12 protein-coding genes are annotated in these 14,467 nt (G+C 71.3%); 5 read left to right on the top strand and 7 right to left on the bottom strand.

Annotated features, from left to right (window positions below):
* Position 1 precedes the first annotated feature (1 nt).
* The 6 genes from pgl to tkt are packed head-to-tail and all read right to left on the bottom strand — an operon-like array spanning position 2 to position 8,171.
* Entirely contained in the window at positions 2–781 is a 780-nt protein-coding gene (pgl, locus tag C2L59_RS39795; protein WP_103354744.1) for a 6-phosphogluconolactonase, read from the bottom strand.
* On the bottom strand, positions 778–1,785 hold the full coding sequence (gene opcA / locus C2L59_RS39790; RefSeq protein WP_103354843.1) for a glucose-6-phosphate dehydrogenase assembly protein OpcA: 1,008 nt from the start codon (positions 1,783–1,785) through the stop codon (positions 778–780). Before opcA ends, pgl begins: the two co-directional genes overlap by 4 nt.
* Positions 1,782–3,305 carry a glucose-6-phosphate dehydrogenase gene (zwf, locus tag C2L59_RS39785; protein WP_103354743.1) on the bottom strand — a complete coding sequence of 508 codons (1,524 nt, stop codon included), beginning with the start codon at positions 3,303–3,305 and terminating at the stop codon, positions 1,782–1,784. Before zwf ends, opcA begins: the two co-directional genes overlap by 4 nt.
* Positions 3,302–4,924, bottom strand: a complete 1,623-nt coding sequence (locus tag C2L59_RS39780; protein WP_103354742.1) for a glucose-6-phosphate isomerase — start codon at positions 4,922–4,924, stop codon at positions 3,302–3,304. The genes zwf and C2L59_RS39780 overlap by 4 nt, the downstream gene beginning before the upstream one ends.
* Before the next feature lie 8 nt (positions 4,925–4,932).
* Positions 4,933–6,045, bottom strand: a complete 1,113-nt coding sequence (gene tal / locus C2L59_RS39775) for a transaldolase (RefSeq protein ID WP_103354741.1) — start codon at positions 6,043–6,045, stop codon at positions 4,933–4,935.
* Positions 6,046–6,059: 14 nt separating this feature from the next.
* Positions 6,060–8,171 carry a transketolase gene (gene tkt / locus C2L59_RS39770; RefSeq protein WP_103354740.1) on the bottom strand — a complete coding sequence of 704 codons (2,112 nt, stop codon included), beginning with the start codon at positions 8,169–8,171 and terminating at the stop codon, positions 6,060–6,062.
* Between the two features lie 283 nt (positions 8,172–8,454).
* Here tkt and C2L59_RS39765 point away from each other — a divergent pair, with 283 nt between their 5' ends.
* The 5 genes from C2L59_RS39765 to C2L59_RS39745 are packed head-to-tail and all read left to right on the top strand — an operon-like array spanning position 8,455 to position 13,406.
* Positions 8,455–9,435, top strand: coding sequence for a heme o synthase (locus C2L59_RS39765; protein ID WP_103354739.1), 981 nt, complete (start codon positions 8,455–8,457; stop codon positions 9,433–9,435).
* A 41-nt stretch (positions 9,436–9,476) separates the two neighbouring features.
* A complete protein-coding gene (locus C2L59_RS39760) occupies positions 9,477–9,929 on the top strand; it encodes a hypothetical protein (protein ID WP_103354738.1) in 453 nt (150 codons plus the stop codon).
* Between the two features lie 8 nt (positions 9,930–9,937).
* Complete coding sequence (locus tag C2L59_RS39755; protein ID WP_233223944.1) at positions 9,938–10,537, top strand: hypothetical protein; 600 nt, start codon at positions 9,938–9,940, stop codon at positions 10,535–10,537.
* Positions 10,538–10,597: 60 nt separating this feature from the next.
* Positions 10,598–12,835, top strand: a complete 2,238-nt coding sequence (locus C2L59_RS39750; protein WP_199199555.1) for an ATP-binding domain-containing protein — start codon at positions 10,598–10,600, stop codon at positions 12,833–12,835.
* 10 nt (positions 12,836–12,845) lie between these two features.
* A complete protein-coding gene (locus tag C2L59_RS39745; RefSeq protein WP_103354841.1) occupies positions 12,846–13,406 on the top strand; it encodes an FKBP-type peptidyl-prolyl cis-trans isomerase in 561 nt (186 codons plus the stop codon).
* 41 nt (positions 13,407–13,447) lie between these two features.
* Here C2L59_RS39745 and C2L59_RS39740 read toward each other — a convergent pair whose 3' ends face one another.
* A complete protein-coding gene (locus C2L59_RS39740) occupies positions 13,448–14,416 on the bottom strand; it encodes a quinone oxidoreductase (protein ID WP_103354736.1) in 969 nt (322 codons plus the stop codon).
* Positions 14,417–14,467 lie beyond the last annotated feature (51 nt).

Genomic DNA, 14,467 nt, shown 5'->3' with positions numbered 1-14,467 from the left:
CTCAAGCCGTAGGCGGCTGGTACACCTTCGTCAGCTTCCCCGCCGCAGCCCGGTCCAGCAGCCACAACGTCCGGCGATGCCCACGTGCCCCGGCCACCGGCAGCTGGACTTCCCCGGCACCGGCCAGCGCCAGCGCCACCGCGTCCGCCTTGGCCTCGCCGGCCGTCATCAGCCACACGTCGCGGGCGCGGCGGATGGCCGGCAGGGTCAACGACACCCGGGTCGGCGGGGGCTTGGGGCAGTTGCGCACCGCCACCACCGAACGCTCCGTCTCGTACACCGCCGGGGACTCCGGGAACACCGATGCCGTGTGTCCCTCACCCCCGAGACCCAGCAGCATGATGTCGAACGACGGCACGTCCCCGTGGTCCTCCGGGCCCGCGTTCGACGCCAGCACCGAAGCGTAGGCCGCGGCCGCCGCGTCCACGTCCGAGCCGAACTCGCCGTCCGACGGTGCCATCGCGTGGACTCGCTTCGGGTCCAGCGGGACGTGGTCCAGCAGGGCCTCGCGGGCCTGCTTCTCGTTCCGCTCGTCCGAATCCGCCGGGACGAACCGCTCGTCGCCCCAGTAGATGTCCAGGCGCGACCAGTCGATCGCGTCGCGGGCCGAAGACGCGCGCAGCTCCGACAGCACCGCGATGCCCGTGCCGCCGCCGGTCAGCACCAGGGAGGCCGAGCCCTTGGCCGCCTGGACGTCCACCAGGCGGGTGACCAGACGAGCCGCCGCCGCGGCGGCCAGGAGGTCCTGGTTCGCGTAGACGACGACTTCCGTCTTGCTCATTTCGCCGCACCCGTGGCCGCGGAACCGGCCGCCGCGGCGGGCGAGGTGACGTCCGCCTTGGCCGGGGTGCCCGTCTTGCCGTTCGTGCCCGACGTGATCTTGTGCAGGCCCTGCAGGGCCGCCTCGTAGACCTCGTCCGGGTCGAGCCGGCGGAGCTCCTCCACCAGGCAGTCCTGCGTGCTGCGGCGCTGCAACGCGATCCTGCGGGTCGGCTGGCCCGGCTGGGTCAGCGTGCCGACGCGGCCGTCCGGGCGGTGCAGCTCCACCGCGCCCGAGCGGCGGTCGAGGGTCACCGAGATGATGCCCGCCGCGCCCGAGCTCTTGACCCGCTTGACCGGCACCTTCAGGTACTCGGCCAGCCAGGCGGCCAGCAGCTCCGTCGACGGCGAGTCGGCCTCGCCGGTCACCGTCGCGCCGGTGACCTTCTCGTACGGCGGCAGGTCCAGCGCCGACACGAGCTGGGCGCGCCAATGCGTCAGGCGCGTCCAGGCCAGGTCGGTGTCGCCCTCGGTGTACGCCTTCGCGCGCGTGGTCAGGGCCTTGACCGGGTTCTTCTCCGCGGCCGAGTCGGTGATCCGGCGCTGGGCCAGCTCGCCGAGCGGGTCCTTGTCCGGGTCCTTCGGGCCGGGCCCGGGCCACCAGCAGACGATCGGGGCGTCCGGCAGCAGCAGCGGCACCACCGCGCTCTGCCCCTGCGCGGCCAGCGGGCCGTACAGGCGCAGCACGATGACCTCGCTCGCGCCGGCGTCGCCGCCGACCCGGATCTGGCCGTCGATGCGGGGAGCCGCCGTGCGGGCGCCCTTGGCCACCACGATCACCCGCGACGGGTGCTCGCGGCTCGCGCCGTTGGCCGCCTCGATGGCCTCTTCGAGCTTGGCGTCGTCGTCGGCCACGATCACCAGCGTCAGGACCCGCCCGAGCGCGACTTGCCCGCCCTGTTCGCGGATCTCCACCAGCTTCTTGTTGAGTGCCGAAGTCGTGGTGGACGGCAGGTCGATGATCACGGGCGCCTCCATTTCCGGCCGGTGCGCTCCAGCATTTCGTCGGCGGACGCCGGGCCCCACGTGCCGGGCGCGTACTGCTCCGGCGCGCCTTCCTTCGCCCAGTGCTCGAGGATCGGGTCCAGGATCTTCCAGGACAGCTCGACCTCTTCGTTCACCGGGAACAGCGACGGCTCGCCGAGCAGGACGTCCAGGATCAGCCGCTCATAGGCCTCGGGGGAGGACTCGGTGAACGCGTGCCCGTACCCGAAGTCCATCGTGACGTCGCGGACCTCCATCGTGGTCCCCGGCACCTTCGAACCGAACCGCAGCGTGATGCCCTCGTCCGGCTGGACCCGGATGACCAGGGCGTTCTGCCCCAGCTCCTCGGTCGACGTCGAATCGAACGGCAGGTGCGGCGCCCGCTTGAACACGACGGCGATCTCGGTGACGCGGCGGCCGAGCCGCTTGCCGGTGCGCAGGTAGAACGGCACCCCGGCCCAGCGGCGGCTCTGCACCTCCAGGGTCACCGCGGCGTAGGTCTCGGTCTTCGAGTCCTTCGCGAAGCCCTCTTCCTGCAGCAGGCCGGGCACCTTCGTGCCGCCCTGCCAGCCGCCCGCGTACTGGCCGCGCGCGGTCGTCTTGCCCAGCGGCCCGAGCGGCTTGGTGCCCGAGAGCACCTTGATCTTCTCCGCGCGCAGGGCCCGCGGGTCGAACGACAGCGGTTCCTCCATCGCGGTGAAGGCCAGCAGCTGCAGCAGGTGGTTCTGGATGACGTCGCGCGCCGCGCCGATCCCGTCGTAGTACCCCGCGCGGCCGCCGAGGCCGATGTCCTCGGCCATGGTGATCTGCACGTGGTCGACGAAGTTGGCGTTCCAGATCGGCTCGAACAGCTGGTTCGCGAAGCGCAGCGCCAGGATGTTCTGCACCGTCTCCTTGCCGAGGTAGTGGTCGATGCGGAACACCGACTCCTCGGGGAAGACGTCGTTGACGATCGCGTTCAGCTCTTCGGCGCTCTTCAGGTCGTGGCCGAAGGGCTTCTCGATGACGACGCGCCGCCAGGTGTTCTCGTCGGCGTTCGCCAGCCCGGACCGGGCCAGCTGCTTGGTCACCACCGGGAACGCGCCGGGCGGGATCGACAGGTAGAACGCGGTGTTGCCGCCGGTGCCGCGTTCGGCGTCGAGGTCGCGGACCGTCTGCGAGAGCCGGTCGAAGGCGTCGTCGTCGTCGAAGGTGCCCTGGACGAACCGGATGCCTTCGGCGAGCCGGTTCCACACCGACTCCTTGAACGGCGTCCGGGCGTGCTCCTTGACCGAGTCGTGCACGAGCTCGCCGAAGTCCTGGTGCTCCCAGTCTCGCCGGGCGAACCCGACGAGCGAGAAGCCCGCGGGCAGCAGCCCGCGGTTGGCCAGGTCGTAGATGGCGGGCATCAGCTTCTTGCGGGCCAGGTCGCCGGTGACGCCGAAGATCACCAGGCTGGACGGCCCGGCGATCCGCGGGAGCCGCTTGTCCCGCGGATCGCGAAGGGGATTGCTCCAGGTCATGCGCCGACCTCCTGTACCGCGCGGACGACGGCCGCGAGGCCCGCGGCCCGGTCGGTCAGGTGCAGGCGCAGCACCGGGCGGCCGTGCTCGGCGAGCACCTGCCCGTCGCCGAGGGCCTGCGCGTGCTGCAGCTGCCCCAGCGTGTACGGCCGGTCCGGCACGTCGAGGTCGTGCTCGACGGCGCCGGTCAGCTGCAGGAAGACGCCGTTCTGGTGCCCGCCCTTGTGATACTGGCCGGTGGAGTGCAGGAACCGCGGGCCCCAGCCGAACGTCGTCTGCTTCCCGGTGCGCTTGGCGATCTCGCCGCGCAGCACCGCCGTCGACGCGTCGTCGAGCCGGTCGAGGTAGGCCTGCACCGCGATGTAGCCCGCGTCCGGCGCCGAGGCGAAGAACGCGCGGAGCACGTCGGTCAGGCTGCCTTCGGTGGAAACGCCGTCGCTGCCGAAGATCTCGACCGGACCGTCCACAGCGGACGGTTCCTCGCCGCCCTTCAGCTTCTCCGGGTCGTCCAGCAGCGCGCGCGCCGCCTTCTTCGCCGCTTCGACGTCGGGCTGGTCGAACGGGTTGATCCCGAGCAACCGGCCCGCCAGCGCCGTGGCGAACTCCCAGAGCAGCATCTGCGCGCCGAGCGAGCCGGTGACCGCCACCTTCGCCGCGCCCTGCGGGCTGCCGACCGCCGTGGCGGTCGCGTCCGCGCCGGCGTCGGCGAAGCCGGCCGCCTCCGGGCCCTCGACCGCGACCGGCAGCAGGCCGGTGCCCTGCTTGCCGGTGGACTCGGCGATCAGCTGCTCGGCCCAGTCCGGGAAGCCCTTGATGCCCGAGCCGGTGTCGGCCAGGACGACCTTCTCGGCCCCCGCCTCGTGCGCGGCGGCCCACGCGGCGGCCAGCTTGACCGCCGGGTTGTCCACCGAGTCCGTGGCGAGCTCTTCGGCCGCCGAAGCGGCCTGGTCGAGCAGCCGGGCGACGTCCGCGCCGGCGAGACCGGCCGGGACGAGCCCGAACGCGGTCAGCGCCGAGTAGCGGCCGCCGACGTGCGGGTCGGCCAGGAAGGTCTTGCGGTAACCCTCCTTTTCAGACAGTTCCTGGAACGGCGAGCCCGGGTCGGTGACGACCACGATCCGCCGGGCCGCGTCGATCCCCGCGTCGGCGAAGGCCTTCGCGAAGATCCGCCGGTGGCTGTCGGTCTCCACGGTGCCGCCCGACTTCGACGACACCACGATCACCGTGCGCTCGAGGTCGCCGGCCAGCGCGTCGGCGACCTGGCCGGGATCGGTCGTGTCGAGCACGGTCAGCGCGACGCCGTCGGTCGCGGTGATCACCTCCGGCGCCAGCGACGACCCGCCCATGCCGGCCAGGACCACCCGGTCGACGCCCTCGGACCGCAGCTCGGTCCGCAGCGCCTCGATCTCGCCGATCAGCGGCCGCGACGACTTGTGCAGCGTCGTCCACGACAGCCGGATCGACGCCTCGGATTCGGCGTCCGGCCCCCAGAGCGTCGCGTCCTGCGCCGCCAGCTTCGACGCGGCCTGGTCGGCGACCAGCCGCTCGGCCAGCGGCGTGGCGCGCTCCGCCAGTTCGGCGTCCACGATCTCGACGCCGGTCTTTTCGCCTGTCGTCATGTCGTGCGTCAGCCCTTCGCCTTCTCGAGCTGCCCGTTCACGGTGTCCAGAAGTTCGGTCCACGACTTTTCGAACTTCTCGACGCCCTCGTTCTCCAGCACCAGGAACACGTCGGTGATGTCGATGCCGACGGCCTCGAGCTGGTCGAAGACCTTCTGCGCGTCCTTGCCGTGGCCGCTGACCCGGTCGCCCTGCAGGTCGGCGTGCTCGGCGACGGCGTCGAGGGTCTTCTCCGGCATCGTGTTGACGGTGTCCTTCACCACGAGGTCGTCGACGTACAACGTGGGGGAGTAGTCCGGGTTCTTCACACCGGTCGAGGCCCACAGCGGACGCTGCGCGTTGGCACCGTCGGCCGCCAGGGCCTTCCAGCGGTCCGTGGCGAACAGCTCTTCGAAGGCCGCGTAGGCGAGGCGGGCGTTGGCGACGGCGGCCTTGCCGCGCAGCGCCAGGGCTTCGTCGGTGCCGATCGCTTCCAGGCGCTTGTCGATCTCGGTGTCCACGCGGGACACGAAGAACGACGCCACCGAGTGGATGCCGCGCAGGTCGTGGCCGTTGGCCTTTGCCTGCTCCAGGCCGGCGAAGTAGGCCTCGATGACCTTCTTGTAGCGCTCGACGGAGAAGATCAGCGTGACGTTGACGCTGATGCCCTCGGCCAGCGTGGCCGTGATCGCCGGCAGGCCCTCTTCGGTGGCCGGGATCTTGATCAGCACGTTGGGCCGGTCGACCGTCTTCCACAGGTCCTTGGCCTCGGCGACCGTCTTGTCGGTGTCCTTGGCCAGGCGCGGGTCGACCTCGATCGAGACGCGGCCGTCGACGCCGTTCGTGGCGGTGTAGACGTCGCGGAACAGGTCCGCGGCGTTGCGCACGTCGGTCGTGGTCAGGTCCCGGATGGTCGCCTCGACGTCGGCACCCTGGGCCGCGAGCTCCCGGGTGCGCTCGTCGTAGGCGTCGCCCTTCGACATCGCGTTGGCGAAGATCGTCGGGTTGGTCGTCACGCCCACGACGTGCTTGTCGCGGATCAGGTCGGCGAGGTTGCCGGTGTTCAGGCGTTCACGCGAAAGGTCGTCCAGCCAGATCGAGACACCGGCCTCGGACAACGCGGCGAGCTTGTCGTTGCTCATTACTGTCATCCCCTTCAGGAATTCTTGGTGTTCTGGATCGAGCGGCGGGCGGCCTCGACGACTGCTTCCGCGGTGAACCCGAACTCACGGAACAGTGTGGCGGCATCGGCGGAGGCGCCGAAGTGCTCGATCGAAACGTTCACCCCGGCGTCACCGGTGAAGCGGTGCCACGACTGGGCGATGCCCGCCTCGACGGACACGCGGGCCTTCACACCGGCCGGGATGACGGATTCGCGGTAGGCCGCGTCCTGCGCGTCGAACCACTCGACGCACGGCATGGACACGACACGCGCCTTGACGCCGTCGGCGTCCAGGGTCTTCTTGGCCTCGATCGCCAGCTGGACCTCGGAACCGGTGGCGATGAGGATGACGTCCGGGGTGCCGGCAGCGTCATCCACGTCAGCCAGGACGTACCCGCCCTTGGCGACGCCTTCGGCGCTGGTGCCCTCCAGCACCGGCACGTTCTGGCGGGTCAGCGCCAGGCCGGACGGGTGGTGGATGTCCTCCAGGACCGCCTTCCACGCGTACGCGGTCTCGTTGGCGTCCGCCGGGCGGACGACGTTGAGGCCCGGGATCGCGCGCAGCGCGGAGAGCTGCTCGATCGGCTGGTGCGTCGGCCCGTCCTCGCCGAGGCCGATCGAGTCGTGCGTCCACACGTAGGTGACCGGCGCCTTCATCAGCGCGGCCAGCCGGACCGGCGGGCGCATGTAGTCGGAGAAGATCAGGAACGTCGCGCCGTACGGGCGGGTGCCGCCGTGCAGCGCGATCCCGTTGAGGATCGAGCCCATGGCGTGCTCGCGGACGCCGAAGTGCAGCGTCCGGCCGTACGGGTTGGCCTGCCACATGTCGGTGGCGGCCTTCTCGGGGCCGAACGAGTCGGCGCCCTTCATCGTCGTGTTGTTGCTCTCGGCCAGGTCGGCCGAACCGCCCCACAGCTCCGGCAGCGGCTCGGCGAGGGCGTTGAGCACCTCGCCGGAGGCCTTGCGGGTCGCGATGCCCTTGGCGTCCGGCTCCCACTTCGGCAGGTTGTCGGCGAAGCCCTCGGGCAGCGTGCGGGTCGCCATCCGGTCGCCGATCTTCTTGCGCTCCGGGTTGGCCTTGCCCCAGGCTTCGTACTTCTCCTGCCACTCCGCGTGCGCCTGCCGGCCGCGCTCGGCCGCCTGGCGGGTGTGCTTGAGCACGTCGTCCTCGACCTGGAAGGACTGCTCCGAGTCGAAGCCCAGGATCTTCTTCACCGCGGCGACCTCTTCGCCGCCCAGCGCGGCGCCGTGCGCCTTGCCGGTGCCCATCTTCTTGGGGGCCGGGTAGCCGATGACGGTCCGCAGCGCGATGAACGACGGCCGCTGCGTCTCGGCCTTGGCGTTCTTGATCGCCTCCTCGATCGCGACGACGTCCTCGCCGCCCTCGACGACCTGGGTGTGCCACCCGTAGGCCTCGTAGCGCGCGACGGTGTCCTCGGACAGCGCGATGTTGGTGTCGTCCTCGATCGAGATCTTGTTGTCGTCGTAGAAGACGATCAGGTTGCCCAGCTCCTGGCGGCCCGCGATGGACGAGGCCTCGGAGGTGACGCCCTCTTCGATGTCGCCGTCGGAGGCGATCACGTAGATGTGGTGGTCGAAGATGCTCTCGCCGGGCGCCGCGTCCGGGTCGAGCAGGCCGCGCTCGCGGCGGGCGGCCATCGCCATGCCCACGCCGTTCGCCAGGCCCTGCCCGAGCGGGCCGGTCGTGGTCTCGACACCGTCGGTGTGGCGGTACTCGGGGTGGCCCGGGGTCTTGGAGCCCCACTTGCGCAGCTGCTTGAGGTCCTCGAGCTCGAGGCCGTAGCCGGCGAGGAACAGCTGGATGTAGAGGGTCAGGCTGGAGTGGCCGGCCGACAGGATGAACCGGTCACGGGCCGGCCAGTGCTGGTCGTTCGGGTCGTGGCGCATCGTGCGCTGGAACAGCGTGTAGGCCAGCGGCGCCAGGCTCATCGCGGTGCCGGGGTGGCCGCTGCCACAGTTCTCGACCGCGTCCGCGGCGAGCACCCGGACGGTGTCCACGGCGCGGGTGTCGGTGTCGGTCCAGTCGGCGGGCGTGTTGCGCCGGAGGAGTGGGTTGTTCTCGCTGGTAGTGGCGGTTTCGGACACTGAACTCCAACTCCCGGTGATGATGGTTGCGGCTGGTCTTCCTCGTTCCGGTTACCCGTACGCGCGGCTACTTATCTCAATCGATCCCGAAGGGACGATATTCCTGCTCGCGGCCATGCGCAGGGGCAATCGCGGCCCGTCGCGGCCAGCCTAGTGCTTGGGCCGGTCGAGGACCCGCGATCACCCACGGGATTCACCACGTCTAACATCGTTCGAGGGTTCAGTAGGGCTGGTTCTTCGGCTACCCGGACTGGTCCCGCCCGAACCTGACGCAGGGAGTGAAATGTCGCCGGTGAACGCTGCGCACGGACGCAGTGAGGACACCAGCGCCGTGCACCCGACCGGTGAACGACCGCACGGTGAGCGGCGAAGCCTCCGCCGGGTCGTCGGCGCCTACGCCGCGCTGGCCAAGCCCCGGGTGATCGAGCTCCTCCTGGTGACCACCATCCCGGCGATGTTCCTCGCCGGCCGTCAGATCCCGTCGCCGTGGCTGGTGCTGGCCACGCTGGTCGGCGGGACGATGGCCGCGGGCAGCGCGAACGCGCTCAACTGCGTGATCGACGCGGACATCGACAAGGTGATGAACCGCACGAAGCGCCGCCCGCTGGTCAAGGACTCGGTGCCCCGCCGCGGCGCGCTGATCTTCGGCTTGGTGATGGGGGTCGCCTCGGCCGTCGTGCTGTACCTCACGGTGAACCTGCTCTCGGCGATCCTGGCCATCGCGACGATCCTCTTCTACATCTTCGTCTACACGCTGGGCCTCAAGCGGCGCACGTCACAGAACGTGGTCTGGGGCGGCGCGGCGGGCTGCATGCCGGTCGTGATCGGCTGGGCGGCCGTCACCGGCACGGTGCAGTGGCCGGCGTTCGTGATGTTCGGCGTGATCTTCTTCTGGACTCCGCCGCACACCTGGGCGCTGGGCATGAAGTACCGCGACGACTACGAGCGCGCGGGCGTCCCGATGCTGCCGGTGGTCGCGACGGCCCAGCACGTGGCCCGCCAGATCGTCATCTACTCGTGGGTGATGGTGGCCTGGACGCTGCTGCTGCTCCCGGTGACGTCGTGGCTGTACGGCACGTTCGCGATCCTCGCGGGCGGCTGGTTCCTCTTCTACGCGCACAGCCTGCAGGCCGCGGTGCGGCGGGGCGAAGAGACCAAGCCGATGTCCCTGTTCCACCGGTCGAACACGTACCTCATGATCGTGTTCGTGGCCCTGGCCGTCGACTCGGCGATCGGGCTGCCGACCCTCGGCCTGCCGTTCTGAGCCCGGCGGCGTTCTTCGCGGACGTCGTCGAGACCGGCACCGTGCTCGGCGCCGACCACACGTGGTCGCCCGAGCAGGTCGCCGAACTGCTCGGCGACGACTACGGCGACAACCCCTCCCGTCACTCGCTCGGCCGCGACCACGGGCTGGTCGAGTTCTTCTGGCAGCGGCCCGGTCCCCGCTCGCCCTGGGCCGGAACGCACTTTTCGGTCCAGGCGCACCGGCTCCGGCTCCGCGACCCCGAGCTCGTCAACCGGGCGATCCGCGAGCACTACGGCCCCTTCACCGGCACGGTCACCTTCGACGAGGTCGCTGCGGTGCTCACCGAGCGGGGCGTTTCGCTGGCGGAAGTGCCGTACCGGCCGGACCCGGACGAAATCCGCACCTACTGGCAGCCCGGCTCGCGGACCATGGTCCACGTGGTGGCGGGGACGTACTACGGGCGCGCGGGCGACCTCTACCGCGTCGCGAGCTCCAGCACCGGAATCCCCTGATGTCCCCGATGATCAGGAAGATCGGCGTCGGTGCCGTCACGGTCGTCGTCCTGGGACTGCTGGTCCTCCTCGGCCACGGCCGGCTCGACCTCGACCAGAACCGGCTGCTCGGGACCGGCTGCGCCATCCCGGCCAAGATCACCGCGCGGCCCGGCCCGGCCCCCGACGGCGGTGCCGTCCGCGTCGCCGAGCAGGGACCCGGCGCCGCGGTCCTGGAGAACACCAGCACCCTGGCCGCCTACCGGATCCCGGTGACCTCCGGCTCCCGGACCGTCGAGGTGCCGGTGCTCACCCCGGGCCAGCGGATCGGCGTCGTGCTCGACCGCCCCGAGGTCGGTCCGGTGATCTGGATCGCGCCGGAAGCCCTGGGCGGCTTCATTCCCGTCACCGCCGATGTCGTCCCCGGTGGTGTTCGGTACCGCTCCGGGAACTGCCGGGCGCTGACCAGCCGCGGCGCCGCCGTGGTGTTCCGCGCCCCGGACGGGCGAATCACCGGTGGTGCACAGCTGCCGTCGGCGGACGTGTCGTGCGCGCCGGGGGAGAAGGTGCTGCCCGCCGCCGTCCGGGCCGGCGAGGTCTCCCCGTACTGCGCCCTCGGGGCGGAATGATCCCGCGGGGACCGCCGTTACACTTCGTTGGCTCTTTTCCTTGAGGCGAAAGCAGGATCCTTGTCTTCGGACGACTTTTCCGCCGAGCTCGCCCGCGAGCAGGCGTACGTCACCACCCTTTACGCGAAGCTCGACGCCGAGCGCCTCGAAGCCCAGCGCCGCCTCGACGAGACGCTGCGGCAGACCGGCGGCACCCCGCAGGCCCGCACCGAGCGCGATGTCGCCACCACCCTGTACACCGACCGGCTCGCCCAGCTCGGCTCCGTCGAGCAGGGCCTGGCCTTCGGGCGGCTGGACTTCGTCCCCGAGAGCGCCGAGGAGACCACCTACGTCGGGCGGCTCGGGCTGTTCGACGAGGACGACGACTACAAGCCGCTGCTGGTCGACTGGCGGGCGCCCGTCGCGCGGCCCTTCTACCTCGCCACCGCCGCGTCACCCGAAGGGGTGCGACGGCGGCGGCACCTGCGGTCGCTGACCCGCAAGGTCACCGGCTTCGACGACGAGGTCCTCGACCTCACCGCCGCCGACCAGGGTCAGGACCTGGGGCTGGCCGGCGAAGCCGCGCTGCTGGCCGCGCTGGAGCAGCGCCGCACCGGCGAGATGAGCGACATCGTCGCCACCATCCAGGCCGAGCAGGACCGGATCATCCGCGCCCCGCTCGGCGGCGTCATGGTCGTCCAGGGTGGCCCGGGCACCGGCAAGACCGCCGTCGCCCTGCACCGCGCGGCCTACCTGCTCTACACGCACCGCCAGCAGCTGACCACCCGCGGCGTGCTCGTCGTCGGCCCGAACAGCACGTTCCTGCGCTACATCGGCCAGGTGCTGCCGTCGCTGGGCGAGACCGGCGTGCTGCTCGCCACCATCGGGCAGCTCTACCCGGGCCTGGACGCCGACGGCGTCGAGCCGCGCGAGACCACCGAGGTCAAGGGCCGGCTCGTGCTGGCCGACGTGCTCGCCAACGCCGTCCGCGACCGCCAGCGCGTGCCCGAGCCGGTGCTGGAGATCGAGTACGAGCACGACGTGCTGCGCCTCGACCGCAAGACGTGCACCGACGCCCGGACCCGCGCCCGCCGTTCACGGCGCCCGCACAACCCGGCGCGGCGCCTGTTCGTCTCCGACGTCCTCGACGCGCTGACCCGCCAGGCCGCCCGCAAGCTGGGCGACGACCTCCTCGACGGCCAGGACCGGCAGGACATCCGCGCCGAGCTGGCCGCCGACGACCACGTCGCCGCGGCGCTGGACGAACTGTGGCCCGTGCTGACGCCGGAAGGCGTGCTGGACGACCTGTTCGCCGACCGCGAACGCCTCGCGCGGGCCGCCGGCAAGCTGCTCTCCGCGGAGGACCGCGCCCTGCTGGCGAGCCCGCGCGACGCGCGCTGGACGCCCGCGGACGTGCCGCTGCTCGACGAGCTGGCCGAGCTGATCGGCGTCGACGACACCGAGGCCCGCGTCGAGCGCAAACGCCGTGAGCGCGAGGACCGCGCGTACGCCGAGGGCGTGCTCGACATCCTCGAACAGGACGAGGAGATCATCGACGAGGAGCTGCTGCGCGTCTCCGACGTCCTCGACGCCGAGCTGTTCGCCGAGCGCCAGCAGGCGCGCAGCGAGCTGACCGCCGCCCAGCGCGCGGCGCAGGACCGGACCTGGACGTTCGGGCACGTGATCGTCGACGAGGCCCAGGAGCTTTCGGCGATGGACTGGCGGCTGCTCATGCGGCGCTCGCCGAACCGCTCGATGACCCTGGTCGGCGACGTCGCCCAGACCGGCGCGGCGGGCGGCGCGCGGTCGTGGGGTGAGGCGCTTTCGCCGTACGTCGAGGACCGGTGGCGGCTGCAGGAGCTGACCGTGAACTACCGCACGCCGGCCGAGATCATGGCCGTCGCGGCGCGGGTGCTGGCCGAGGTCGATCCCGCGCTTTCGGCGCCGTCTTCGGTGCGCGAGACCGGCGTCCCGCCGTGGTCGGTGCGCCCGGCTTCCCTGGACGCGGAGCTGCCCGGCCTGGTGACGCGAGAGCTGTCCGAAGTGGACGGCGGCACGGTCGCGGTGCTGGTGCCGGCCGGCCGCCTCGATGCGGTTTCGGCGCTCCTCGGCTCGTACGACGAGCGGCTCAGCGTGATGACCGTCGACCGCGCGAAGGGCCTGGAGTTCGATTCGGTGGTGCTGATCGCGCCGGACGAGGTCGTGGCGGGGTCGCCTCGCGGGCTCAACGACCTGTACGTGGCGTTGACGCGGGCCACGCGGCGGCTCGGCGTGGTCACCACGGGTGATGACGTCCGGGCACTCTCCGTGCTTGGCTAGGGTGCCCGGCATGCAGAAAATCGGGAAGATCGTGGTCGCCGCCGCGGCGGCTCTGTCGCTGGCCGCGTGCGGTCAGCAGGCCAAGACCGAAACGGCCGCGCCGGCGGGCCCGGCCGTCCCCTCGTCGAGCGCCGCGCAGGCGACCCAGAGCAAGGGCCGCGAGTGCACGGCGGACGACATCAAGACGACGGGCAAGTTCGGCGAGGTGCCCACGATCACCATCCCGGACGACTGCGACCCGCCGAAGAAGCTGATCACCAAGGACCTGTCCGAGGGCACCGGCGCCGCCGCGAAAGCCGGCCAGCAGCTGAAGATGAACTACCTGCTCGTGACGTGGTCGGACAAGAAGAAGCTGGACAGCTCCTTCGACCGCGGCCAGACGTTCGACCTGAACCTGGGCGCGGGCGAGGTCATCCCCGGCTGGGACCAGGGCCTGGCGGGCATCAAGCAGGGCGGCCGCCGCCTGCTGATCATCCCCCCGGACCTCGCATACGGCGAGGGCGGCCGCGGCATCAAGCCGAACGAGACCCTCGTCTTCGTCACCGACGCCGTCTCGGTCCCCGCTGCCTGACTTCGTGAAGGCCACCTCGCCCGAGGTGGCCTTCACGCCGTTCAGGGGATGAGCAGCAGCTTGCCCGTGGTGCGGCGGCCCTGCAGGTCTTCGTGGGCCCGACGCGCGTCGGCCAGCGGGTACCTGCCGCCGATGCGGATGGTCAGCTCGCCCGCCAGGATGGCGTCGAACAGCTCCTTCGACCGCCAGTCGATCTCCTCGCGCGTGCGCGTGTAGTGCACGGACGTCGGGCGGGTCAGGTAAAGCGAGCCGCCGGAGTTGAGGCGTTGGGGGTCGAGTGGCGGGACCGGGCCGCTGGAGGCGCCGAACAGGGCGAGCAGGCCGCGGACCTTGAGGCTGGCCAGGCTGCCGTCGACGGTGTCCTTGCCGACGCCGTCGTAGACGACGTCGACGCCCTCGCCGTCCGTCAGCTCGCGGGTGAGCTTCGCGAAGTCCTCGCGGTCGTAGCGGATGACGTGGTCGGCGCCGGCCTCGCGGGCGAGCTTCTCCTTCTCTTCGGTCGACACCGTGCCGATGACGCGGGCGCCGCGCGCCTTGGCCAGCTGGACCAGCAGCAGCCCGACGCCACCCGCGGCGGCGTGCACGAGCACGTCGTGGCCGGGCTTGACCTCGAAGGTCGAGGCGACCAGGTAGTGCGCGGTGATGCCCTGCAGCATGGTCGCGGCGGCGGTCTCGAGCGAGACGCCCTCGGGCACCTTGACCGCCACCGACGCGGGGACGAGCTTGCGGGCCGCGTAGCTGCCGATCGAACCCTGCCAGGCGACGCGGTCGCCGGGCGCGAAGCCGGTGCCGCCGGCCGCTTCGACCACCGTGCCGGCGCCCTCCAGGCCCAGGACGAAGGGGAGCTCCATCGGGTAGATGCCCTGGCGCTGGTAGGTGTCGATGTAGTTGACCCCGGCCGCGGCGACGTCGACCAGCAGTTCGCCGTCCTGCGGGGCGCGGACGTCCACTTCGGCCGGTTCGAGCACTTCCGGGCCGCCGGTCTTCGTCACCTGCACTGCGGTGGGCATGCGTCCTCCTCGGGTCGGGGTCTCCCGGGTGCAACTATGGCCGACGCCACG

The organism is Amycolatopsis sp. CA-128772 (genome assembly GCF_002904295.1).
Classification (GTDB): domain Bacteria; phylum Actinomycetota; class Actinomycetes; order Mycobacteriales; family Pseudonocardiaceae; genus Amycolatopsis.
Note: the sequence above shows the minus strand (reverse complement) of the source record. Positions and strands in the feature narration are given on the sequence as shown.